Origin of the sequence: Polaromonas sp. (genome assembly GCF_029945685.1) — a bacterium.
Lineage (GTDB): Bacteria > Pseudomonadota > Gammaproteobacteria > Burkholderiales > Burkholderiaceae_C > Polaromonas.
Genome location: NZ_JAQSDA010000020.1, coordinates 502404 through 526443 on the forward strand (window position 1 = coordinate 502404; position 24040 = coordinate 526443).

Here is a 24040-nt window from a genome sequence, read left to right on the forward strand (position 1 = left end):
GCTAGAACTTGACCTTGGAAATCAGGTCATAGATCGGCAGCATCACCGACGACATGATCCAGGCAATCATGCCGCCCAGCACCAGCGTCAGCACTGGCTGTATCAGCCCCTGTAACTTTTCGATGGCATCATTGACTTCACGGGTGTAGAAATAGCTGACGTTTTCAAGCGCCTTGTCCAGACCGCCGGTGCTCTCGCCGACCCGGATCATGCGCACCACCAGCGGCGGAAACAGGGTGGTTGCGGCAAAGGAGTCGGACACCTTTTGCCCCTGGGAAATACTCAGCGCTGCGCCGCTGATCGCCTTTCGATAGGCCGCGTTGCCGGAAAGGCTCAGGCAGAACCCGAGCGAGTCGAGCACCGAGACGCCGCTTTTGTACATCAGGCCGAAAGATTTGGCAAAACGCGCCATGATGATTTTCTTGAGAATGGGGCCGAAGATGGGCGCTCGCAACTTGGCGCTGTCTATCCAGAGTCGGGCCGCCGGCGAAAGGCGGACGGCGGTGATCCAGGTGGCCGCCACCAGAAAAATCACCAACGGGATGGTGTACCAGTAATTCACCAGAAAACCGGAAAAGGCCACCAGCGCACGCGTCTGGATAGGCACCGTTCCGCCCAGATTCTTGATGAAGCCCAGCAACTGCGGAACGAGGTAAATCATCAAAAAACCGACAGCGCCCAGCACCACGGTACCGGCAAATATCGGGTACATCAGCAGTTTTTTGGTCTGCGCGGCAATTTCGTCCGACCACTTCAGGCTTTCCACCAGCTCGGCCAGCACTTCCGGCAGCTTGCCCGTGGCTTCACCCGTGCGAATCAGGTTCACGTTGACCTTGTCGATGCCCGCAGGCGATTGCTCGAGCGCCTCCGACAGACTGGCACCGCCCTCGATACGATCCACCAGGTCCGAGATGAAACGCCGCACGGTGGGCGTGTCGGCAGAGTCGCGCAAATCGATCAGCGACTCAAACAAGGGGACGCCTGCCTGGCTCATCGTCTGCATGTGAATGAAGATGTTGATGAGCTCCTTGCTCTCCAGCCTCTTGCGGGCGAACAGCGTGGCGGCGCGCACCGGCGTGGCTTTCAGCAGTTCCAGCTGCATGCGGCCCAGGCGTGCTTCCAGGTCGGACTCGCTGGTGGCCGACTGGCGCCCCGAGATGGTCCGGCCTTCGGCTGTGATCGCGCGGTAGTTGAACTCCAGCATCAGTTGGCCAGCCGGGTCAGGTCCACCACGCGGGCCACCTCTTCGAGCGAGGTCGTGCCGGCCAGCACGCGGCCCAGCCCGTCCTCAGCCATGGTGGTAAAACCGTTGCTGCGGGCGTGGGCCAGCAGTTCGGGACTGCGGGCGTTTCGGGACAGCAGATCGTCCAGGCCCATGTCGAAGCGCAGCAACTCCATGATGCTGGTACGCCCCTTGTAACCCTGGTTTTTGCAATGGGTGCAACCCACAGCGCGGTACAGGCTCAACGGCAGATGGTGCGCAACGCCCAGCAGCGATTTTTCAACCTCACCCGCTTCGTAGGATTCCTTGCATTTGGGGCATAACAGGCGTATCAGGCGCTGCGCGACGATGCCGATCAGGTTCCCGGTCATCACGCTCACGGGAATGCCCAGGTCCAGCAGCCGGGCGATGGCCAGCACCGCCGAATTGGCGTGCAGGGTCGAAAACACCTGGTGGCCCGTCATGGCGGCGCGAAAAGCCATCTCTGCCGTCTCGTGGTCGCGGATCTCGCCGACCAGGATGATGTCCGGATCCTGCCGCATCATGGAGCGGATGCCGTTGGCAAAGTCCATCTTGGGGTTGTCCGCGGCAGAGGCCTGGCGGATACGCGCCATCGGGTATTCGACCGGGTCCTCCAGCGTCATGATGTTGACGCTCTCGGTGTTCATCTCATTGAGGATCGAGTACAGCGTGGTGGTCTTGCCGCTGCCGGTCGGTCCGGTCACCAGAATGATGCCGTAGGGCCGCGCGAGCATGAGCCGCAAGGTGTTCATGCGGTCGGCCGGCAGCCCCATCTTGTCCATCGGCACGATGGACTTGCGCCGGTCCAGCACACGCAGCACGAAGTTCTCGCCATGGATGGTCGGCTGCGCGGCTGCGCGAAAATCAACATCGTGACCGCGTATGACCATGGAAATACGCCCGTCCTGGGGTGCCCGCGTCTCGGCAATGTCCATGCCCGACAGCACCTTGAGCCTGACGGACAACGCCGGCCAGTACTGTTTGTGCAGCACCCTGACCTGCCGCATCACGCCGTCAATGCGGTAGCGGATGCGCAAAAAACCCTCTTCGGGTTCGAAGTGAATGTCGGAAGCACCTTCGAGCACAGCGTCGGCCAGCAAAGCGTCGATGAGCCGGACAATCGGGTGCGCAAAAGCTTCGGCGCCGCGCATGGACAGCGCGCTGTCGTCCATCTTTCCGGTGCGCAGTCCCTTGAGGATATCGTCGATGGACAGCACATAGCCGTAAAAACGGTCGATGGCAGCCTTGATGTCGGCCTTGGACGCCAGCCGCCAGCGCAGTGATATGTCGGCAGGCACGGCGGAGCGGCACTGGTCCATGGCCACCACGTCGTTGGTGTCGCTGATGGCCACTGTGAGCTGCCGGCTCTCGTCGTCAAACCCAACCGGGAAAACGTCGTAGTTCTGCGCCAGTGTCTTGGGGATGAGCTTGATCGCCCCGTCGTCGGGGACCATGTCGTCGAGCCGGATGGCCTCGGTGGCGCTGGCCGCTGCCATGATGGCCGTGAGGTCATCGAGCGACAACATGCCCAGGCTGACCAGAATGTCGCCGAAAGAGCCGCCGCGCTTTTCACGCTCGGTCCAGGCAATCTCGGCCTGGTCGTGTGTGATCAGGCCACTGCGCTCGAGCTCAAGGTAAAACGACGTCGGGTTGTAGACGTCGAGTTTTGCGCTCATCGGGAGGCCCCCGCAGCTGCGCTCGCCTTTAATGCCGCCAGCCGGGTGCGCGCGCTGGCTTCATCGAACCCCGACGCCCGGCCCTGGGCCAGCCCGAGCGCCGTTTCGTAATACTGCGCCGCGAGGCCCGACTTGCGCAGGTGATCCAGCGTGACCGCCAGGTTGTAGGCAAATTGCGGCTCCTGGGGCGCCGCCGAATGGGCCTTGAAAAACAGGGGTTGCGCCTCGGACCAACGCTTTTCGCCAGACAGGACCAACCCCAGGGCATTGTTCAGGTCGGCCTCCTGAGGGGAGCGGGCCAGCATTTCGCGAAGCCTGGATTCCTGCTGGGGCTCGCCAGCGTTGGTGATCAGGCTGCTGAGCCCGGCGAGCGCCGTGGCGTTTTGCGGCTCCAGCCGCAAGACCCGTTTGTAGGCATCCATGGCCGGTTCGCGCTGGTTGTCGGCATGGGCGATGACGGCCAGACCGAGCCATGCGTCACGCTGTGCCGGATCGGCCCTGAGAACCTCCTGATAAAGCCGGATGGCTTCGGAGGTCTTGCCCGCCTGGTAGGCCGCGTAGGCGGCGTCCATGAGCGAAGCAGGCTTTGCGGCATTGGGGCGCAAGGCTACCCCCGGCCCTGCGGAGGCAACGTCCGACCCGCGGCGACCGTCGCCGCTGGATGGCGGCTGCCGGGTCACGGCGTTGCGCGCAGGACTTTGCGCTGGCTCGCGCGGACGAGGCGCCGCAGCCACCGCACGAGAGGATGGGACGGTGGGGCCGCGAGCCGCCCCTTGGGCGGGCGCCGGGACCGTGCCGGCAACGGGCTGTGCAGCGGAAGGGAGGCTGTTGTCTGCCGCGGCAACACCTGTTGTTTGACCGGCCGCAACTGGCAGGTTGCCGGGTACAGAAACCTCGGCAGTGGGCGCCGCTGATGCCACGGTTGCTGCAGCCTGGGGGGCGACAACGACCACCGTGGTCTTGCCCCCAACCAGTGTGCCGGACGACCCGAAAAGCGCATCCCCAAACAGCAGGAAAGCTGCCACCGGCAATGCCACCACCAGCGCCACAGCGGCAAGCACCCACTGGCGCCGCTGCGGCTTGTTGGGCACCTTCCTGGCGCCTGCACCGGCCATCGCACCGGCGGCGGAGATCGCCTGGCGCTGCGTGGTTCCCGACAGGGGCGGGGCCCGTTCCAGGGACCCCGCCGCTACCGGCGCTGAATCGGGAGCCGGGGACACAGGGGCTCGCGTAGCAAAGGGCCCGGTGGAGGGCCGCACCGGTTCGCGTGCCACCTGAGCGGCGGCCCAGCCCCCGGAGACAGGCGCCGTATTTTGCCCGGCTTCTGTGCCAGTTGGCCGGGCATAACGTCCATACGGTTGAATAGGCGTGCGGGGATCGGCCACCGGGGCGGCGGGCGCGGCTTGCGGCGACGGCGCGGCGACTGCGGCTTCGTCCGACACCAGGCTCAGGTCCGGAAAATCAGTCTCAGGCGCTGGTACAAGTGTCGTCGTGCTTGCCTGCGCACCGGCCACGTCCGGCTCCGGCTCAGGGGGCGAGACCGGCGTCTGCGCCTGCAGGGTCAACTCGGGCCCGGATGCCTGCGCAGGGTCAGGCGGGGTGCTCCCCTCGGGCGCCATGGGCGCCGGGCCTGCGCTGGCTACTGACGCGTCCAGCTTGCGCTTGCGGGAGTCCTCCTCTGCCCGCCGGAGCGCGTCGAGCAGCAAGCTCATGGCCGGCGCCCCACAGGCACCGGGGTACCGATGGAAAGCTGGCTACGGATAAAGGAGGCGTCGCCATCAATGCTCGAATCACGCAGGATGGTGGGGCGCAGGAAGATGACCAGTTCGCTCTTGTTGGACTGGTTGCTGCGAACCTTGAACAGTTCACCGACCACCGGCACGTTGCCCACGCCGGGAATCTGGTCCGTGGCGTTGCTCTGGTCGTCCTGCATGAGGCCGCCCAGCACCGCCGTCTCGCCGTCCCGCACCTTCATGATGGATTCGAACTCACGCGTCTGTATTTCGGGTATCCGGTTGGTCACACCCGCTTGCGCCAGCGCGGGGCTGGGGTCATTGACATAGCTCATGATCCGGGACACCGACGGACGCAGGTTCAGCGTGATTTCATTGTCATCACCGACCTGGGCCGTCACATTCATGAGAAAGCCTACCGGCACGGTGTTGATGGTGGTGGTGTAAACCGCTGCGGTAGGGGCTACGCCGAGTGAACCTGGCGTACCGGGCGTCACCGAGATCGTGAAATACACCTTGTTGTCCACCACCTTGAGCAGCGCGGCCTGGTTGTTCATGACACTGACCTTGGGGCTGGAAAGCACGCGGGTTTTGCCGAATGATTCGAGCAGGCGCACGGTCGCAGAAATATCGGTTCTTCCCAAGGATTTCTGGGCGGTAAAGGTACCAAGAGAAGCTGGATTGACGCCCGTCAACAGGGCTGTTCCGCCGCCGGCGGCCATCACCAGGCTCAGCGGTGTGGAGACCGCGTTCCGGACAAACGACCAGTTAATTCCCTGCTGGTAGTCGTTGCTCAACGCCACTTCAACAATCGTGGCCTCGATCAGCACCTGGCGCCTGGCATTGCCGACCACCTGGTCGAGGAATTCACGCACACGCGCATGCTGCTTGCCGGTGGCGCGAACGCTGATCACGCCGGTCTCCGGATTGGCGATCACCGATGCGGCCTCACGGTACATCGGCTGCGGTGCGGCAGCAGCCGCTGGCGCAGCGGTGCCGGTGATGGTTCGCGCGGCAGCGCCCAACGCGCCGGCCACGGAAGCGGCAGGTGCAGGCGCAGCTGGAGCCACAGCAGGTGCGGCGGCAGCCGTCGTTTCAATGACCTTGTCGGTTTCCCGGAGCAGGTCACGGATGTTCTCCGTGAGCGTGACCCAGAACCGGTTGTTGGACGTATTGCGAATCGACGCGGACGAGGAGTTGCCGGTACCCGAAGCCGTGCCCTGCCCGGTGGTCGCGACTTGCGACTCCGAGCCCGTGCTGCTGACCGAATCGCGGGAGATGTTGGGGTAGTCCACCTTGTACAGACGCAAAAACGGCGCATCGGGCAGCACGAACAGGTTCTTCCCGTCAAGTTCGTAGCGCATGTCCACCTGGCGGGAAACGCGATCCAGAAGCTCGGAAATGGTTTGATCCAGCGCATTGAGCGTGACAGTGCCGGTGATGCCCGGATGAATATCGAGGTTCAGCTTGGCATCCCGGGCCAATGCGAAAAGCAGGGTCTGGACGTTGACATTGCTGACCACCACGCTGTAGGTTTCCTGCGGCTTGACCGCCCGGGGTGCGGGCAGACGCGGTGCGCCGGCCGAAAGCGGAGGAATGCTGATGGCGTCGGCGGGGGCCTGGGCGAGCGGCGGGACCGTGGAGGGCTCCTCGACCAGATGTCCTTTCGACATGGGCGGCGGGGGTGTTGCACAGCCTGCAAGCACCAGTGCGGCCAGCAGGGCCGGCTTCCAGACGGGGCAATAGGTTTTCAAGGGACAGGTTCCTTACGGATGGCGTCGAGGCTGCGTACAACGGGGTTGTAGCGCCTGATGGCGCCAGGAGCAGATTGTATGAACTCCAGGGCGTCCGCACGGGTTTCGAAGTGCCCGGCATAAAGGGCGTGAAAAAGCTGGCGCTGATAGAGCCGGTTGTGCACGAGCACCGGCACGGCAGGCTGCGCTGCGCCGTTCAGCGCTGCCTGGACTTCATTGGCCATCGCCAGCACTTCGGCATCGCGGGGGGCGCGCTGGGACAGCAACTGAACCGTGAAGCCCCTGGTGGAAGGCCTGGCGATGAACTCGTCCGTGACCTGCATGCGAACGGCCAGGGCGTTGTCCTTCAGCTTCGCCACTAGTGCGGGCTCAGCGATAGGCGCCCTTGTGGCTGCAGGCGACGGCGGCACCGGGGCCGGGACCGGAGATGCCGGACCGGCGGCAGGTGCGCCCGGCGGGGTTGGCGCAACAGCCAGAACAGGACCGGGAGCCGCCTGAGCGACCGGGGCAAGCGGCAACGGCGACGGCGACGATGGCGACGGGTTTGCTGCGGGCATCGAGGCAGGCTCCGGGACCACCGGCAACGTCACCGGCTGGGTCACGGCCACCCGTTCACGCCTGTCCATGCCGCCTCCGCTGCCGAGAAGATAACCGGCGCCCAGGGCCACCAGTACTCCGAGGCCTGCCGGTGCAAACCTGCGCCACAGACTTGCGGAAGGGTCACCCGCATTTGCGGGAAACAGCGCAGCGCGCCGGGAGGTCGGCAGGCTGTCCCCAACCGCGCGGCGAACCTGGTCAATACCGACTTGCGGCACACCCTCCGCATACGCCGCCAGCATGGACTTGTCGGCCAGCATGTTGAGTTTGCGGGTACGGCCCTCGGAGGCCTGCACCAGCAGGCGCAACGCGGCGGCGTCAAACAGTTCGCCTCCCTTCCACCCGGCCTTGTGCAGGCGAAACATCAGGTAAGCCGAGGCCTCCTGGGCATTGAGCGGCTGCAGTTCGAACCGGTGACTGATCCGGTCCTTGACCTGCCTGAGCTGGGGTGCGGCCAGTAACTCGTCAAGCTCGGGCTGGCCAAACAACACGATTTTGAGAAGCTTGTTCTGTGTCGTTTCCAGATTGGACAACAGGCGGATTTCCTCCAGCGTGGTCGCCGGCATGCTGTGCGCCTCGTCGATCACGACCACCACGCGCCGGCCCTGCGAGTAACGCTCGATAAGCACGGACTCCAGCGCCGCCAGCATGTGCGACCGGTTGCCCTGCGGCGGCTCGGGCATCAGATCACGGGCAATCGCGCCCAGAATCTCGTCGCGGTCAAAAACCGGGTTGGCCAGATAAACGGTGTCCGACGGCAAGGGCCGCAGCCGCTCCAGAAGCATCCTGCTGAGCATGGTTTTGCCCATGCCGATTTCACCCACCACGCTCACGATTCCCTCGTCATGCATGGATGCAACGATCAAACCTTCAAGAATGTCGCCGCGCTGCCCCCCGGTAAAAAAGAGTCCGGTGTCGGGTGTAATGCGAAAAGGATCCGTCGACAAGCCGAAGTGATCTAGGTAAAGAACACTCATGTTTTCAATTACTTGTTAAGGAATGCTCACGTGGTGCGCGGTCATGTTGGTGACGGCCAAAACAGGGATTATGCGTTTTAAACCGGAAATGCAAAATTTTGTTACACGTCGGACGGGCGCGACTGTTGCATTCCGGGAATACCGGCGCGGCGGCGGGCGGCCGCCACCGGGCCGGCCTTGCGCGCGAAGCAGCGGGACCCACCGCGGGGGACGGGCGTCCTGATCCAGGGTTTTGATGAAACGGCATGGGGCCGCCCCAAGAGCTGACCCCGGGACGCCAACCCCCAAAAGATGGAGGGCTCCGGCCCAAGGCCCGGTCGCAGCTGCCCCCTCGGCCGCTATCAGGCCGCCATCAGGGGTCGGCTTGGGAAAGTTCTGTCGTCGTCAGACGGCGCAAACGCAGGCTGACGACGGGGGGCGGCGGCTCAGAGCAGCTTGCAGCCCGTCTTGGCCTGCAGGGCTTCGAGGGTGACCCCGGGTGCCAGTTCAACCACTTTCAGGCCCTTCGGCGTGACGTCCATCACGGCCAGATCGGTGATGATGCGGTCCACCACACCAACCCCGGTCAGGGGCAAGGTGCATTTTTCGAGGATTTTCAGGTCTTCCGTGCCGTCTTTTTTCTTCGCGACATGCTCCATCAGGATGATGACCCGCTTGACGCCGGCCACCAGGTCCATGGCGCCGCCCATGCCCTTGATCATCTTGCCCGGAATCATCCAGTTGGCCAGGTCGCCGTGTTCGCTGACCTGCATGGCCCCGAGGATGCTGAGGTTGATCTTGCCGCCGCGGATCATGGCAAAGCTGTCGTGGCTGCCGAAAATCGACGATCCCTTGATGGTGGTCACGGTCTGCTTGCCGGCGTTGATCAGGTCGGCATCGACCTCGTCCTCATACGGGAAGGGGCCAATGCCCAGCATGCCGTTCTCGCTTTGCAGCCAGACCTCGATGTGGTCGGGCACGAAATTGGCCACCAGCGTCGGGATGCCGATGCCGAGGTTCACGTAAAAACCGTCTTCGAGTTCCTGCGCCGCTCGCGCGGCCATTTGATCCTGGGTCCATGCCATGTTCGTGCTCCTCAAACTTTACGGTCGCGGGTGGTGCGCTTTTCAATGCGCTTCTCGGGCGTGGGGTTGTGCACGATGCGGTGCACGTAGATGCCGGGCAGGTGGATGTCGTCGGGCGCCAGTTCGCCGGTGGCTACGACGCGCTCCACTTCCACGATGCAGATCCTGCCCGCCATGGCCGCGGCCGGGTTGAAATTGCGCGCCGTCAGGTTGAAGCGCAGGTTGCCCGAGCGGTCGGCAATGTCAGCCTTGATCAGCGCCACATCAGGCACCAGCGAGCGTTCCATCAGGTAGGTTTCGCCGTCGAAATCGCGCAGTTCCTTGCCCTCGGCCACGAGGGTGCCGACTCCGGTTTTCGTGAAAAATGCCGGAATGCCGGCGCCGCCCGCGCGCAGCTTTTCGGCCAGCGTACCTTGCGGCGTGAACTCCAGCTCCAGTTCGCCGGCCAGGTACTGGCGCTCGAACTCCTTGTTCTCGCCCACGTAGCTGGAAATCATTTTTTTGATCTGCCGGGTCTCCAGCAATTTACCCAGGCCAAAACCGTCCACACCGGCGTTGTTGGAGATCACGGTCAGATTTTTGACCTGACTGGCTTTGAGCGCTTCGATCAGGGCCTCGGGAATGCCGCACAGGCCGAAACCACCGACAGCCATCAGCTGACCGTCCTTGACGACACCTTTGAGGGCTTCGTCAGCGGAGGGGAAAAGTTTATTCACAAAAATCTCCTGCAGAGCTTCAACACGAACTTCAAAAGCCTTACGATACTACCTATATACATACGTAGTTATCCCTAAAGTCAAACCCGCACTTCCGCTTCCCTGCACCAACATGGACATTGATTACCGCCTGGCATTCGACATGGCTCCCGTGGGTCTGGTGCTTTCGCGCAACCGGGCCATTGTCGACTGCAACCAGCATCTGTGCGAGATGTTCGGCGCCACGCGCGAGCAACTCACCGGCCAGTCGTTCCAGATTCTCTATCCAAGCGCGGACGAGTATGAACGCATAGGTGCGCGCATGTTGCCCATCCTCAACGCCAAGGGGCATTACGCCGACGACCGCATCATGAAACGCGTGGACGGCCGCCTCAAGGGCGAGACCTTCTGGTGCCATGTCACGGGGCGAGCGCTGAACCGGGCCTCACCGCACGAGTCCGGCATCTGGACCTTCGAGGACCTCAGCTCGCGCCGGCCCGTCAAGGCCGAACTCACCGCGCGCGAGCGCGAGGTGGCCGCGCACCTGATGGACGGGCTGACGTCCAAGGAAATCGGCCGCGCCCTCGTCATCAGCCACCGCACGGTGGAAATCTACCGGGCCCGCCTGATGCGCAAGTACAAGGCGTCGACCACGGCCGACCTGGTGCACAAGCTGATGGCGGGTTGAACACAACGCTACTTTATTAATAGCGCTTCCCGCTTGCCTGAAAAGGGCTGGCGGCCTCCTAGATCATCACCCTGGAAACGCGCGCAGACTTTTCATCGACGGTTTCCGGTCCGTCGCTGCCGTCTGTCGCGGCCAGCTCGCCGAACGGCAGCGCCTGCTTGACCAGCACCACCGTGCACGGCGCCGCCATCGCGACCCGGATGGGCACCGTGGCCAGCAGCCGCTGCATCTGCAAGCCATGGGTGGCCGCACCCATCACGATCATGCTGACCTGGTTGCCTTGCGCATAACGCAGCAGGGCCTGAGCGACGTCACCGTTTTCGAGGATGTGGAAGGAGACGGTCTGGCCGCTCAAGTCCAGTGGCTGGGCCCATTGCCGCAGCATGCCGAGGTAGCGCCGGTGAACCGTGGTCTCGCTGGAGGCAGCATCGTGGCCCGGCGTTTCACCGGGGTTGATCACACTCACACAGGCGAGCCGGGCGCCAGGCACGGTCCCGAGGGCACGCGACACCGCCTCGCGCAGGGAATACAGGGTGGCATCACTCACGTCGCGGTTGGGAACGGCCACCATGATGATGGGAACCTCGTCAATCTGCCGGGATGGCAATACGCTGGGCTGGTAGTGCATGCCGGCGGCGCGTACCCAGCGTTTCAGGTGCGCCCAGAAGCCTGTGGCTCGGACGCGCCGCCCACGGTCGCTCACCTGCACCTGCTGCGGGTGCGAGAGATCAAAAGCCAGATGCGCGGCAGAGGCGTAACGCCGCGCGGCCTCCGGTTCCAGGCAGCGCAGGATCACTTCCTGCAGCCATTCGGGCAGTTCCGGGCGCCACTTGCGCGGCGGCACCGGGTCCATCCACAGGCGCTGGCGCAGCCCGCCGCTGGTCTGCGGATTGCCAAAAGGAAGCTCGCGCGTGGCCATTTCATACAGCATGACACCGATGGCAAAAATGTCGCTGCGCGGGTCACCGCGCACGCCCACCACCTGCTCGGGTGCCATCCAGGTCGGTGATCCCACGGCCGGGCGCAGTTCCTCGGCCAGCAGGTCCGGATAGTGGGCGTGGCAGGACAGGCCGAAGTCGAGCAGCACCGCCCGGCCGTCCGGCCGTATCAGTACATTGGCCGGCTTCAGGTCCAGGTGGCAAACGTCCTGCAGGTGCAGGCTGTGCGCGGCCTGCGCCACGGCCGCGCCCAGCCGGGCGATCTCTTCAGCGGCCATCGGCGCGGGCTCGTCGTCCAGCCACTGCTGAATGGTGCGTCCGGTCACCTCTTCCATGACCAGGTACGGCAGAGTCGCCAGGTCACCGGCGGCCACCAGGCGCGGCACGTGCGGACCGGTGAGCACCGACAGGATCTGCAGTTCCACCTCAAACCCGACGATGTTCTCCGCGCCGTCGCCCTCGGTCATGCGCGGCACCTTCATGACCATCGGAAACGGCACGCGCTGCGCAACGCAGGCATAAGCGACCTGGTAGATGTGGGCCATGCCCCCGGCATGCAGGCAGTCACCGACCTGGAAGCCGTCAATCACCGTCCCGGGGGTGAGCAGTTTCACAAGCCCTGCTCCAGCCGTTTCGCAAAATCCTCAGGCAGCCCTGCCGCCCGGACATCGGCCGCAGCCGCGAGATGGTCGTAGGCGACCCGATGAAAGGTCAGTTCGGCGCGCGCCGCGTCAAACATCGCATACATCGCGTCGGTGTTGCCATCCCGTGGCTGCCCGACCGACCCCACGGTGGCAATCCAGCGGCGATGCGGCGGTAGCGGAATGGTGGCGCCCGCCGTGGGCTCAAAACGCAGGAGCTTTTGGCTGGCGCCGCGGAAATAAAGGGTCTGCTGATGCACGTGGCCGCCAAAAACATAACGCACCCGCGTGTCGGTGCATGCCGCATGCAGGCTGGCCTCGGCGCGGTGCCCGCTGTCGACATACAGCCAGCGCTGCGGTGCATCGGCACTGGCATGCACCAGAAACACGGCGCCGTCGGTGGCGGTCAGCGGCAACCCGGCCAGGAAGTCCAGGTCTGCGGGCGCCAATTGCGAGCGGGTCCACGCCGCGCCAGTCGCGTCCATCTTTCCAGCTTGCACGAGCGGGGCCGCCGCCATCGCATCGTGGTTGCCCTGAAGGACGATGGCGCCGTCCTGCGCGAGCTCGCGCACCCGGCGCACCACCTGCGCAGGCTGCGCCCCGTAACCCACCAGATCGCCAAGCACGGCGAAACGCTGCGCACCCTGGGCGGCGGCGTGGTCCATGCAGGCGTCCAGCGCACGCAGGTTGGAATGGATATCGGACAACAAGGCGATTTTCATGGCTCGTGGGCTACATCATCGGCCCCGAACCTGATGCCAGGCTTGCATCGGACCCCGGCCGGCATGGGGCGACCCCCACGCCTGCGGGTCACACCAACTCCAGGCCAACTTGCTATCATATTTATAGCTATGTGCGCTTGAACCCATTGGGCTGAAGGCCAAAAGCACTCGAAAGCGAAAGCTGGCTCCAGGGCCAACGCCAGTTGCTGGCGGCGACCTACCGGGAGCTCAGAGGGTGCCGGGATCGGGTTCACGGCGGATGGAATCCCGTGAACGGTGGTCGCGCAGCTTGTCCAGCGTGTGTTCGAGCACCCGCTTGAGTTTCTCGCTCGCGCCCCGGAAGGCTTCGTCCTGGCTGGAGGCATGGTGGTTGACTGCCAGCGGCTCGTGGTGCGCAAGCCGGGCCTCGATCATGCAGCGCTTGTGGTCGGCACTGACCTTGTCGCTGTTCTCGTCGCTCATGTGCACCTCAATGCGGGTGATGTCATCCTTGAAGCGGCTCAGCGACGCATTGAGTTCCGTGCTGGCCCACCGCTCAAACGACTCACCGGTGTGGATCGTGTGGTTGGAGTTGACTTGAACTTGCATGTGTTTTTTCCTTTCAGGGTCTGCAACCCGCGCCGTGAAAGCCGGGCTGCCATGAAGTCACACGGTGGTGACTGGAAATTCATTGTGCGCCCTGCCCGCCCGAGGGCGTGTAGTCCGCATTCCCCCGCAAAAGTAGGTGACTCAAATCCGTGGCACTTGCTGCGACATCACTTCCCTTCCCGGTAGCGGGAAGAATTTTCCGCTTGCAAGCCTTCCGGGAAGCGGGTGACCGACCTCCAGGCCATCGCCATACACAAAAGGGATGTGCAGGATCTGCATGGCAGGACATGGCAAACCCAGGCAGAAGAAAGCCTGGCACGTCGCCCCGCCCCCCTACTTGCCGTCGATCACCTCGGCCGCGCTGCGGAAGGCGTCCACCGCCGTGGGCACACCGCAATAAACGGCGGCATGCAGCAAAACCTCCTGAATCTCGGCAGCCGTTGCGCCATTGTTGAGCGCACCACGCACATGGGCCTTGAGTTCATGCTGCTTGCCGAGCGCCGTGAGCATGGCCACGGTGATCAGGCTTCGCGTCTTGCGCTCCAGGCCCGGTCGCTGCCAGACATCGCCCCAGGCCTTGGCGGTGATGTGTTCCTGAATGGGCCGGGTGAAGTCGGTCACATTGGCGAACGCATTGCTTACGAAGTCTTCGCCCATCACCTGCTTGCGGGTGGCGAGGCCTTTGTCGAATTGGGAATCCATGGGTCAAGTTCTCCTGGGTAAATCGCCAGCATAGCCGCTGACGTCCCCTTCAGCCTGCGCCGGCAAGCCGAACCCTCAGTGTCAACCGGACCTGAACGTATCATTGCCGGACCATTCACCCGCAATGAGACAAACCATGCCCACAAGATATCCCCTGCCCGACCTCAATAGCCTGCCCGATGACATCAAGGCCAAAGTGCTGGAGGTGCAGGAAAAGGCCGGCTTCGTACCCAATGTGTTTCTGGCGCTGGCGCGCCGACCGGCCGAATGGCGCGCCTTTTTCGCCTACCATGACGCACTGATGTTGCGCGAAGAATCGGGCCTGAGCAAAGGCGACCGCGAGATGATCGTGACCACCACCAGCGCGGCCAACCACTGCCTGTATTGCGTGGTGGCGCATGGCGCTCTCCTGCGGATCTACGAGAAAAAACCGCTGGTGGCCGACCAGGTGGCGGTGAACTACCGCAAGGCCGACATCACGCCGCGCCAGCGCGCCATGCTGGACTTCGCAATGAAGATCTGCCAGACGTCGGACGAGGTGGAAGAAGCCGACTTTGCCGCACTGCATGCCCACGGCTTCAACGACGAGGACATCTGGGACATCGCCGCGATCACCGCCTTTTTCGGCCTGTCCAACCGCATCGCAAGCTTTTCCAGCATGATGCCCAACCCCGAGTTTTACCTGATGGGCCGGGTTCCCAAGCAGAAGTGATCTGCGTTTTTGCCATTTTTTTTGTAGCTGCTTTCGCCCACCCAAAAAGGGCTCAGACCCGATTTGATGCTTAACTGACGATGGCGCGCATCCAGTCGGGCAGGTTCGCCGCTTTCTGGCTCGGGAAGTCCACCCAGATCGTCGTGGCGCCGCCTGCTGCGCAAATCACCCCGGGCTGATCGGCGCGCTCCATGGTGCCCCAGCTCTCGAAGGTGGTGCGGCCCGGGTCGCTGACATACATCTTGACCAGTACGTCGCCAGGGTATTCGAGCTGCTTGTAGAAATTGCAGAACGCATTGACGATGACCGGGCCTTCGCCTTTCGGATCGGGCACACAGCCAACGGAATGCATCCAGTCGATGCGCACCGTTTCCAGATAACGGAAATAGCTGGTGTTGTTGACATGGCCCATGGCGTCCATGTCACCCCACCGGATGGGAACGCGCATTTCAAAAACCAGTTTCTTGATGTCGGGAATTTCAATTTTCATGGGACTGTGACGGCGACGGAAAGTCGGGTGAGAAAGAACAAAAGAAAGAGGGTTGATGAACAGGTACCCGGCGGCGCAGGCCTCAGGCCCCGAAGCCGTCGTCCGCCGCAATGACAGCGCCGTTGATGAAGTGACTCTGCCCACTGGCCAGCATCACCAGCAATGCATCCAGATCCTCCGGCTTGCCGATGCGCTTGCGCGGCAGCATCTGCACCAGCTTCTTGCCCTGCTCGGTTTCCCAATGGTGGTGGTTGATCTCGGTGTCGATATAGCCCGGGCAGATGGCGTTGACATTGATGCCGAACCTGCCCCACTCCAGCGCCATGGCCTTGGTCATCTGCACCACCGCCGCCTTGCTCATGCAATACACGCCTATCTGGGGCAACACGCGCAGGCCGGCCATGGAAGCAATGTTGATGATGCGCCCGCCGGAAAAAGTGCCCGGCGCCGCGCCGCGCGACCGTGCCAGCATGCGCTTGCCGACTTCCTGGGCCACAAAAAAAGCGCCCTTGACGTTGGTGCCAAAAATGAAGTCGTAGTCGTCCTCACCCACGTCCTGCAGGCGCTGCGTGGTGCTCACGCCGGAGTTGTTGACAAGGATGTCGATGGGGCCGACCTCGGTCTCGGCGTGCGCCACCGCCGACTTGATGCTGGCATGGTCCGTCACATCCAGCAGGACCACATGCGCATCGCCGCCCTCGGCCTCGATCTGCGCGCGCAGATCCTTGAGCTTGTCCATCCTGCGACTGGCCAGCACCACCGCTGCGCCCGCACGGCTCAGGGTCCTGGCGAACTGCGCACCCAGACCGCCGGAGGCGCCGGTCACGAGCGCGACACGCCCTGAAAGATCCAGGCTGTAAGCCATTAGAGAGTCCTCCCGATAAAAGTGGACCGATGCGAACGAGCGCTCGCATCGGTGGATTCACGACATAAAATCAGCTGCTGCGCTGCGGCCGTTCCCTGACGGACAACCGTTCCTGAAATTGATTATCAGCGAGTCCACCATGAATAACCAAGAGATCCTGGCCCAGTTCGGCCCCCGTGAAGCGATGGAATACGACGTCGTCGTGGTTGGGGGCGGCCCCGGTGGTCTGGCCACGGCCATTCGCCTGAAGCAGCTGGCCGCAGAAAAAGGCACGGAGCTTTCTGTCGTGGTGCTTGAAAAAGGCTCGGAGCCCGGCGCGCACATTCTCTCCGGCGCCGTGATGGACCCCAAGGCGCTCACCGAACTGATTCCGGACTGGAAACAACTCGGAGCCCCCCTCAACCAGCCCGTGACCAGCGACGAAGTGCTGTTCCTCAGCGAAACAGGGGCGACCAAAACTCCGGCCTTTTTTGTGCCCGAGTGTTTCCACAACGAAGGCAACTACGTGGTCAGCCTCGGCAATGTGGTGCGCTGGCTGGCGCAGCAGGCGGAGAACCTGGGCGTTGAAATTTTCCCCGGCTTCGCAGCGGCCGAGGTGCTTTACAACGACAACGGATCGGTCAAGGGCGTGGCCACCGGCAACCTGGGCGTGGGCAAGGACGGCCAGCCCAGCGACCATTTCCAGCTCGGCATGGAACTGCACGGCAAGTACACCATCTTTGCCGAAGGCGCGCGCGGCCACCTGGGCCGCCAGCTCATGGCGCAGTTCAAACTCAATGAGGGCAAGGACCCGCAGGCCTATGCGCTGGGCGTGAAGGAACTCTGGGAAATCGATCCGGCCAAACACAAGCCCGGCCTGGTCGTGCACACCGCCGGCTGGCCCATGGACAGCCAGACCTACGGCGGCGGCTTCATGTACCACCTGGAAGACAACAAGGTCACGCTGGGCCTGGTGGTCGGCCTGGACTACAGCAACCCCTGGCTCAGCCCCTTCGAGGAAATGCAGCGCTGGAAGACCCACCCAAGCATCAAGGCTTACCTCGAGGGCGGCAAACGCATCAGCTATGGCGCGCGTGCCATCACGGCCGGCGGGCTGGTGAGCCTGCCCAAAACCGTGTTCCCTGGCGGCGCGCTGATCGGCTGTGAAGCGGGCTACCTCAATGCCGCACGCATCAAGGGCAGCCATGCCGCCATCAAGACCGGCATGCTCGCGGCCGAAGCCGCCTACGAGGCAGTCACCGCCGGGCGCCAGCATGACGAACTGAGCGCCTACCCGCAAGCCTTTGCAAAAAGCTGGCTGCATGCCGAACTGAACCAGTCGCGCAATTTCAAGCAGTGGTTCAAGAAAGGGGTGTACGTCGGCGCCTTCATGACCGGTATCGAGCAGTGGCTGCTGCCCAAGCTGGGCATCCGCAACCCGCCGTGGACGATTCGCCGCAAGACGGCCGACCATGCGATGCTCAAACCGGCGGCCGAATGCCCGCAGATTGTTTACCCCAAGCCCGACAACAAGATCACCTTTGACCGCCTCAGCTCGGTGTTTGTGTCCAACACCAACCATGAAGAGCAGCAACCGGCGCACCTGACCCTCAAGGACGCCAGCGTGCCGGTCAACATCAACCTGGCCATCTACGCCGGACCTGAATCGCGCTACTGCCCGGCCGGCGTTTACGAGTACGTCAAGAACCCCGACAACAGCGACCGCCTGCAGATCAACGCGCAGAACTGCGTGCACTGCAAGACCTGCGACATCAAGGACCCGACGCAAAACATCGTCTGGGTCACGCCAGAAGGCGGCGGCGGTCCCAACTACAGCGGCATGTAAAGGCTCTACAAGGCGGGCCCACCGCCCCAAAAGCGCAAACCGCCGGGACGGCGCCAGCCCTGCACAATTTCCGATCAACCTCCAGAGACCCCCGATCCCATGAACATTGTCATTACCGGCGGCGCCGGTTTTCTGGGCCTTCGCCTGGCCCGCGAACTGCTCCAACAAGGCACGCTGTCGCTGGCCGGCAGTCCTGCACAAGCCATCACCCGCGTCACCCTGGTGGACCGGGCAGCACCACCGGCCGAGCTGATGGCCGACCACCGGGTGCGCGCCATCGAGGGGGACCTGAACGCCCTGCTCGAAGCCGCCCCGGACGCCGGCCCCGTGGTTGCCCGGGACACGGCGGTGGTTTTTCACCTTGCCGCTGCGGTCAGCGGCGAATGCGAGGCTGATTTCGACCTCGGCATGCGCAGCAACCTCGACGCAACCCGTGCCCTGCTGGAGGCCTGCCGCCGCCTGGGAAGCTCACCGACGCTGGTATTTGCCAGCTCACTGGCCGTGTTCGGCAATTCACCGCAGCAGCCCTTGCCCGCGGTGATTGAAGACACCACCCTGCCGACGCCGCAAAACAGCTACGGCATCCAGAAATTCATTGGCGAGCAACTGGTGGCCGACTATGCGCGCAAGGGGTTCATCCGCGGGCGCAATGTGCGCCTGATGACCGTCAGTGTGCGTCCCGGCAAGCCCAACGGCGCGGCCTCCAGCTTCCTGAGCGGCATGATCCGCGAGCCGCTGGCCGGCGTGCGCGCCGTGTGCCCGGTCGCTCCCGACACCCCCGTGGCGCTGTCCTCGCCCAGCCGCACCATCCGCGGCCTGATCCGGGCCGTCGAAGCCAGTGACGCCGATTGGGGCGCGCGCACGGCCATCAACCTGCCCGCACTCAAGACAACACCCGGCGACATGGCGGCGGCACTGGAGCGTATGGCAGGCAGGGAGGTGGCCGCGCTGATCGACTGGACGCCGGATGCCGCGATTGCCAACATCGTGACCAACTGGCCGGCCCACATCGACGCGGCGCGCGCACGCCGACTGGGCTTGCTGCCCGACGACAACTTCGATGCCATCATCGCGGAATACTTGGAAGTGACCCCGACGCGTTCTTAAGCGAAAACCCCTAGGCGGCGCGGTCCGCCAGCAGGTGAAAATCCCAAGTTGTATGACAACTTTTCCCTCCACCCCTTTTTCACCCCGAGGAGACATTCCATGACTTTTTTCAAACCTATGCTGACCCGACTTGCCCTGGGCATGACGCTCGGGCTTGGCCTGGTGGCCGGCGCCGCGGCGCAAACGACCATGAAGATCAGCATCTCGACGTCGCAGAACTCCCACCAGGGCGTGGCCATTGACACCTTCGCCAAGGAAGTGGAAAAACGCACCGGCGGTCGTTACAAGGTCCAGACCTTCTACAACGGCGCACTGGGCGGCGAGCGTGAATCCATCGAAGCCGTGCAGCTGGGCACCCAGGAACTGGCCTTCTCCTCCACCGGCCCGGTCCCCAACTTCGTGCCGGAAACCAAGATTCTCGACGTGCCCTTCCTGTTCCGTGACAAGGCCCATGCACGCGCGGTGCTGGATGGCCCGATTGGCCAGGAATTGCTGGGCAAATTCGATGCCAAGGGTTTCAAGGCACTGGGCTGGGCTGAGAACGGTTTCCGCCACATGACCAACAGCAAGCGCGACGTGAAGGCGCCCGAGGACCTGAAGGGCCTGAAAATGCGCACCATGGAAAATCCGGTGCACATTGCCGCCTACAAGGGCTTCGGCATCATCACCACCCCGATGGCTTTCCCCGAGGTGTTTACCGCCCTGCAGCAGGGCACGGTTGACGGCCAGGAAAACCCGCTGTCGGTCATCATTTCTGCCAAGTTCGACCAGGTCCAGAAACACCTGACGCTGACCGGCCACGTCTATTCGCCCTGCATCTGGGTGATGAACAAGGGCGCGTTCGACAAACTCAGCGCTGCCGACAAGAAGGCCTTCCTCGAAGCGGCCACCGAAGGCACCAAGGCCAACCGCGCCCGTGTGGACGAAGACGATGCCAAGGGTGTGGCCGACCTGCGTGCCAAGGGCATGACCGTGATCGACAACGTCGACAAGGCCAAGTTCGTCGCGGCGCTGGCCCCGGTGAATGCCGAATTTGAGAAGCAGTTCGGCAAAGCCAACATCGAAAAAATCCGCAGCGTCAAGTAAGCCACCCCGTTCGCTACACTTTTTGTAGCTGAACACGCCCGCAGCCATTAGGCTGGCGGGCGTTTTCCTTGTAGAACCGGGATTTCCATGAAAAACACCTTTCTCAGACTCGAACGCTGGACCACCGGCTTCGCCACGCTGGTGGCCTGCCTCATGCTCGTCATCGCCTCCGCGCTGGGCATGTTCCAGATCGTGACGCGTTTTGTACTCGAGCAACCTGCCGAGTGGAGCGAGATCCTGATCCGCCTGTCGCTGATCTGGATGGTCTTCATGGGCATCCCGGCCGCTTTCCGCCAGGGCGCCATGGTGAGTGTCGATGTGCTGTACCGCTGGAGCCCGATCAAGGTCAAACGCGTCCTCGACTGGGTGGTCTGCCTGGCCGCCCTGGCACTGATCGGCGTCATCATCTGGTGGGGCTGGGACTACGCCGTGCGCGGCCGGGTGCAGTCCATGGCGGGCCTGGAGTCCATCTCCATGTTCTGGGGTTATGTGGCCATGCCGATAGGCGGCATGTTCTGCGTGATCGGCATCATCGGCAACCTGCTCGATCCGCAGCGCGAGGAACTGGAGACGGCGACATGAACGGCATCTTCAACAACACTGACAGCATCAACTTTTTCCTGGAGCTCGCCCAATGACCGCCGTCATGCTGACCACCATGATCGTGTGTTTCGCACTGACGATCTCCGTTGCCGTGTCCATCGGCCTGGCTTCCATCTTCGGCATCCAGGCAACCAATGCCCACATGCTGATCTCCGTCAAGGAGATGTTCAACGCCATCAACAAGTTTCCGCTGGCGGCCATTCCGTTTTTCATCCTGGCCGGCAACCTGATGGAGACCGGCGGCATTTCGCGCCGCCTGGTCGAGTTTGCGAAAAGCATTGTCGGCGGCGTGCAGGGCGGCCTGCCCATGACCTGCGTGCTGACCTGCATGATTTTTGCTGCCGTTTCCGGCTCGTCGGTGGCCACCACCTTTGCGGTGGGCGCGATCCTGATTCCCGCCCTGATCAAACATGGCTACCCCACCAGCTACGCCGCGGCCCTGCAGGCCACCAGCGCCGAACTGGGCGTGATCATTCCGCCCTCGATTCCGCTGATCCTGTACGGTGTCAGCGCCGAGGTCTCGATCGGCGAGCTGTTCATTGCCGGCGTCGGCCCGGGCATCCTGATCAGCCTGGCGCTGATGGCTTTTGTCTATGTGTATTGCAAGATCAAGGGCTGGGGCAAGAACGACGGCGACGGGCGCCTCGGTTTTTTCAAAGCCACCTGGCAGGCCGGCTGGGCCTTGCTGATGCCGGTGATCATCCTCGGCGGCATCTACGGCGGCATCTTCACGCCGACCGAGGCGGCGGCCGTGGCCGTGTTCTACGCGCTGATCGTCGGCGTGGTGATCTACCGCGAAATCAAGCTGCCGACGCTGGTGCTGGTGCTTCGCAAGTCGGTGATCTCCAGTGCCGTCATCATGTTCATCATCGCCAACGCCGGGCTGTTTGCCTTCCTGATCACACGCGCCGGCGTGCCCGATGCGATCGGCCGCTGGCTGGAGGCCGTGCTGCAGTCGCCGACCCTCTTTCTGCTCGGGGTCAATGCCGCACTCTTCTTCATCGGCATGTTCATCGAAACCAGTGCCGCCATCATCGTGCTGGCGCCCATCCTGGCTCCCGTGGCCATGCACTTCGGCATCGACCCGGTGCATTTTGGCCTGGTCATGGTCGTCAACCTGGCGCTGGGCATGATCACTCCGCCGTTCGGCGTGAACCTGTTCGCCGCCTGTACCGTCGCCAAAATATCGCTGGACCGCATCATCCCCCACCTGCTCCCCTTCGTGCTGGTGATTCTGGCCTGCCTCATGGTGATCACCTATTTCCCGGCCATCTCGCTGACCTTGCGGGATCTGGTCTATAGCAAATAGAGCCCCCACGGTCACTCACTGCGTGTAGCTCCCGAGGCCTTGCAGGCCGCGGCTCGCGAGACGCTTCGCCTCTGTCGCCTGTCCAAACCTGCTCAAGCAGGATTGGAGCCGCAGGCTCCAGCCCCTCGGGGCCGCTGCGCCTGCGGGCCGATCCCGGCCTTGGGCTACACTTGCGCGGTCAGGAGAGAGTTTTCCCCGTGAAAACCGCCGAAGGCGCATGTACCCCCCCAATGGTGTGCTTAACGCTCAGGCAAAAGGACTGGCAACCGCCACCCGGGCGACCATCTCCCGGGCGGCGTTCCCTACTGGAGAGAGGCCACTTTCGAGGTGGTCCACCGAAGGAGCAAACCTGCATCGCCAGGCGAATCTCTCAGGTAAAGCGGACAGCAGGGGCAGCCCATGGCTTATCGCCATGTTGTATGTTTGCCCCGGAGAATGCCCGTGTCCGCCACCGACCCCGTCCTGTTGAAAACACCGCTGCATGCGCTACACCTCGAACTCGGGGCGCGCATGGTGCCGTTTGCCGGGTATGCCATGCCGGTGCAGTACCCCGCCGGTCTGATGGCCGAGCACCACCACACCCGCCAGGCCGCCGGGCTTTTCGATGTCTCGCACATGGGCCAGCTGCGCCTCGTCGGTCTTGACGCTGCCGCCGCGCTGGAGACGCTGATTCCGGTCGATGTGATCGACCTGCCCGCCGGCAAGCAGCGCTACGGCCTGCTGCTCAATGAGGACGGCGGCATCATCGACGACCTGATGTTCTTCAACCGCGACTACCTCAACGGCGGCGAAATCTTCGTCATCGTCAACGGTGCCTGCAAGATCGGCGACATCGCGCATATCCAGCAGAAAATCGGCACACGCTGCGAGGTCATCCCCATGCCCGAGATGGCGCTGCTGGCACTGCAGGGCCCGCAAGCCGTCACCGCGCTCTCGCGCCTGGCGCCCGGCGTGGAAAAACTGGTGTTCATGACCGGCGGGCGTTTCAGCGTGGCCGGCTGCGACTGCTTTCTGACCCGCAGCGGCTACACCGGCGAAGACGGTTTCGAGATCTCCGTACCCGCCGCACAGGCCGACACGCTGGCCCGCGCCCTGCTGGCCCAGCCCGAAGTCAAACCCGTCGGCCTGGGCGCGCGCAATTCGCTGCGGCTCGAAGCCGGCCTGTGCCTCTACGGCAACGACATCGACACCACCACCACACCGGTCGAAGCCAGCCTGAACTGGGCGATCCAGAAAGTGCGCCGCACCGGCGGCGTGCGCGCCGGCGGCTTTCCGGGTGCGGACAAGGTGCTGGCGCAGCTGGCCGACCCCGCCACCTTGACCCGCAAGCGTGTGGGCCTGGTGGCGCTGGAGCGCATTCCCGTGCGTGACCACACAGCCCTGCAAAGCCTGGACGGCACGCCGATTGGCGAGGTCACCAGCGGCCTGCTGGGGCCCAGCATCGACAAACCCGTGGCCATGGGCTACGTGAAGCCCGAATTCTCGGCAATGGGTACACGCGTGAACGCCATCGTGCGCGGCAAACCCGTGCCCATGGAAGTCAGCGCCATGCCTTTTGTTCCGAATCACTATTTCCGCGGTTGAAGTTTTTATTATTCTGGAGAACCCCATGATCAAGTACACCGAAGACCACGAATGGATCAACGTTGACGGCGACATCGCCACCGTCGGCATCACCCACCACGCGCAGGACGCACTCGGCGACGTGGTGTTTGTCGACCTGCCTTCCGTTGGCAGCACGCTGGCGCAAAAAGAAGTCGCGGGTGTCGTCGAGTCGGTCAAGGCCGCGGCCGACGTCTACATGCCCATCAGCGGCGAGGTCACCGAAGTCAACGAAGCCCTGCGCGACGACCCTTCGCTGGCCAACACCGACCCCTTGGGCGCCGGCTGGTTCTTCAAGGTCAAGCTGGCCGACAAGGGCCAACTCGACGCGCTGATGGACGAGACCAGTTACACCGCTTTCTCCGCAACTGCATAAATAGCCCTACCGCCCCACCGTCCGGACTGAGCCTGTCGAAGTCTTGC

Annotated in this window: 22 protein-coding genes and 2 riboswitches; of the genes, 9 read left to right on the plus strand and 13 right to left on the minus strand. The window is 63.4% G+C overall.

Going from position 1 to position 24040, the window contains the following annotated elements:
* Position 1: 1 nt before the first annotated feature.
* The 7 genes from PSV26_RS13950 to PSV26_RS13980 form a co-directional block, all read right to left on the minus strand.
* Positions 2 to 1204 (minus strand): type II secretion system F family protein, encoded by a 1203-nt coding sequence (locus PSV26_RS13950; RefSeq protein WP_300571544.1) that lies wholly within the window; start codon positions 1202 to 1204, stop codon positions 2 to 4.
* The gene (locus PSV26_RS13955; protein WP_300571546.1) at positions 1204 to 2919 is read right to left on the minus strand and encodes a GspE/PulE family protein; all 1716 of its coding nucleotides are present in this window, start codon (positions 2917 to 2919) and stop codon (positions 1204 to 1206) included. The genes PSV26_RS13950 and PSV26_RS13955 overlap by 1 nt, the downstream gene beginning before the upstream one ends.
* Positions 2916 to 4631 (minus strand): tetratricopeptide repeat protein, encoded by a 1716-nt coding sequence (locus tag PSV26_RS13960; protein WP_300571548.1) that lies wholly within the window; start codon positions 4629 to 4631, stop codon positions 2916 to 2918. The genes PSV26_RS13955 and PSV26_RS13960 overlap by 4 nt, the downstream gene beginning before the upstream one ends.
* Positions 4628 to 6406: a pilus (MSHA type) biogenesis protein MshL gene (gene mshL / locus PSV26_RS13965; protein ID WP_300571550.1), complete on the minus strand. Its 1779-nt coding sequence runs from the start codon at positions 6404 to 6406 to the stop codon at positions 4628 to 4630. The genes PSV26_RS13960 and mshL overlap by 4 nt, the downstream gene beginning before the upstream one ends.
* Positions 6403 to 7980 carry an AAA family ATPase gene (locus tag PSV26_RS13970; protein ID WP_300571552.1) on the minus strand — a complete coding sequence of 526 codons (1578 nt, stop codon included), beginning with the start codon at positions 7978 to 7980 and terminating at the stop codon, positions 6403 to 6405. Before PSV26_RS13970 ends, mshL begins: the two co-directional genes overlap by 4 nt.
* 425 nt (positions 7981 to 8405) lie before the next feature.
* Positions 8406 to 9044 carry a CoA transferase subunit B gene (locus PSV26_RS13975; RefSeq protein WP_300518625.1) on the minus strand — a complete coding sequence of 213 codons (639 nt, stop codon included), beginning with the start codon at positions 9042 to 9044 and terminating at the stop codon, positions 8406 to 8408.
* A gap of 11 nt (positions 9045 to 9055) precedes the next feature.
* On the minus strand, positions 9056 to 9760 hold the full coding sequence (locus PSV26_RS13980) for a CoA transferase subunit A (RefSeq protein ID WP_300518622.1): 705 nt from the start codon (positions 9758 to 9760) through the stop codon (positions 9056 to 9058).
* 112 nt (positions 9761 to 9872) lie between these two features.
* Between PSV26_RS13980 and PSV26_RS13985 the strand changes: the two genes are divergently transcribed.
* Complete coding sequence (locus PSV26_RS13985) at positions 9873 to 10427, plus strand: PAS and helix-turn-helix domain-containing protein (protein WP_293595501.1); 555 nt, start codon at positions 9873 to 9875, stop codon at positions 10425 to 10427.
* 58 nt (positions 10428 to 10485) lie between these two features.
* On the opposite strand, the gene PSV26_RS13990 is transcribed toward PSV26_RS13985, so the two are convergent.
* The 4 genes from PSV26_RS13990 to PSV26_RS14005 form a co-directional block, all read right to left on the minus strand.
* On the minus strand, positions 10486 to 11979 hold the full coding sequence (locus PSV26_RS13990; protein WP_300571554.1) for a bifunctional serine/threonine-protein kinase/universal stress protein: 1494 nt from the start codon (positions 11977 to 11979) through the stop codon (positions 10486 to 10488).
* The gene (locus PSV26_RS13995) at positions 11976 to 12728 is read right to left on the minus strand and encodes a metallophosphoesterase (RefSeq protein ID WP_300571556.1); all 753 of its coding nucleotides are present in this window, start codon (positions 12726 to 12728) and stop codon (positions 11976 to 11978) included. The genes PSV26_RS13990 and PSV26_RS13995 overlap by 4 nt, the downstream gene beginning before the upstream one ends.
* A 228-nt stretch (positions 12729 to 12956) precedes the next feature.
* Positions 12957 to 13316 (minus strand): HPF/RaiA family ribosome-associated protein, encoded by a 360-nt coding sequence (locus PSV26_RS14000; protein WP_300518613.1) that lies wholly within the window; start codon positions 13314 to 13316, stop codon positions 12957 to 12959.
* 333 nt (positions 13317 to 13649) lie between these two features.
* Positions 13650 to 14018 carry a carboxymuconolactone decarboxylase family protein gene (locus PSV26_RS14005; RefSeq protein ID WP_300518610.1) on the minus strand — a complete coding sequence of 123 codons (369 nt, stop codon included), beginning with the start codon at positions 14016 to 14018 and terminating at the stop codon, positions 13650 to 13652.
* A 136-nt stretch (positions 14019 to 14154) separates the two neighbouring features.
* Here PSV26_RS14005 and PSV26_RS14010 point away from each other — a divergent pair, with 136 nt between their 5' ends.
* Positions 14155 to 14730: a peroxidase-related enzyme gene (locus PSV26_RS14010; protein ID WP_300518607.1), complete on the plus strand. Its 576-nt coding sequence runs from the start codon at positions 14155 to 14157 to the stop codon at positions 14728 to 14730.
* 70 nt (positions 14731 to 14800) lie between these two features.
* Here PSV26_RS14010 and PSV26_RS14015 read toward each other — a convergent pair whose 3' ends face one another.
* Both PSV26_RS14015 and PSV26_RS14020 read right to left on the minus strand, forming a co-directional pair.
* Positions 14801 to 15220: a thioesterase family protein gene (locus PSV26_RS14015; protein WP_300571558.1), complete on the minus strand. Its 420-nt coding sequence runs from the start codon at positions 15218 to 15220 to the stop codon at positions 14801 to 14803.
* Between the two features lie 82 nt (positions 15221 to 15302).
* Positions 15303 to 16085, minus strand: coding sequence for an SDR family oxidoreductase (locus PSV26_RS14020; protein ID WP_300518603.1), 783 nt, complete (start codon positions 16083 to 16085; stop codon positions 15303 to 15305).
* A gap of 139 nt (positions 16086 to 16224) precedes the next feature.
* Here PSV26_RS14020 and PSV26_RS14025 point away from each other — a divergent pair, with 139 nt between their 5' ends.
* From PSV26_RS14025 to gcvH, 7 genes are all read left to right on the plus strand, one after another.
* The gene (locus PSV26_RS14025) at positions 16225 to 17910 is read left to right on the plus strand and encodes an electron transfer flavoprotein-ubiquinone oxidoreductase (protein WP_300518600.1); all 1686 of its coding nucleotides are present in this window, start codon (positions 16225 to 16227) and stop codon (positions 17908 to 17910) included.
* A 99-nt stretch (positions 17911 to 18009) separates the two neighbouring features.
* Positions 18010 to 19017 carry a D-erythronate dehydrogenase gene (gene denD, locus PSV26_RS14030; protein WP_300571560.1) on the plus strand — a complete coding sequence of 336 codons (1008 nt, stop codon included), beginning with the start codon at positions 18010 to 18012 and terminating at the stop codon, positions 19015 to 19017.
* A 117-nt stretch (positions 19018 to 19134) separates the two neighbouring features.
* A complete protein-coding gene (locus tag PSV26_RS14035; RefSeq protein ID WP_300571768.1) occupies positions 19135 to 20103 on the plus strand; it encodes a TRAP transporter substrate-binding protein in 969 nt (322 codons plus the stop codon).
* 87 nt (positions 20104 to 20190) lie between these two features.
* Positions 20191 to 20685, plus strand: coding sequence for a TRAP transporter small permease (locus tag PSV26_RS14040; RefSeq protein ID WP_300518592.1), 495 nt, complete (start codon positions 20191 to 20193; stop codon positions 20683 to 20685).
* Between the two features lie 52 nt (positions 20686 to 20737).
* A complete protein-coding gene (locus tag PSV26_RS14045; protein WP_300518590.1) occupies positions 20738 to 22015 on the plus strand; it encodes a TRAP transporter large permease in 1278 nt (425 codons plus the stop codon).
* Positions 22016 to 22184: 169 nt separating this feature from the next.
* A riboswitch (glycine riboswitch) is annotated at positions 22185 to 22287 on the plus strand.
* A 23-nt stretch (positions 22288 to 22310) separates the two neighbouring features.
* A riboswitch (glycine riboswitch) is annotated at positions 22311 to 22412 on the plus strand.
* Positions 22413 to 22450: 38 nt separating this feature from the next.
* Positions 22451 to 23599 carry a glycine cleavage system aminomethyltransferase GcvT gene (gene gcvT, locus PSV26_RS14050; protein WP_300571562.1) on the plus strand — a complete coding sequence of 383 codons (1149 nt, stop codon included), beginning with the start codon at positions 22451 to 22453 and terminating at the stop codon, positions 23597 to 23599.
* A 25-nt stretch (positions 23600 to 23624) separates the two neighbouring features.
* Complete coding sequence (gene gcvH / locus PSV26_RS14055) at positions 23625 to 23993, plus strand: glycine cleavage system protein GcvH (protein ID WP_300571564.1); 369 nt, start codon at positions 23625 to 23627, stop codon at positions 23991 to 23993.
* Positions 23994 to 24040 lie beyond the last annotated feature (47 nt).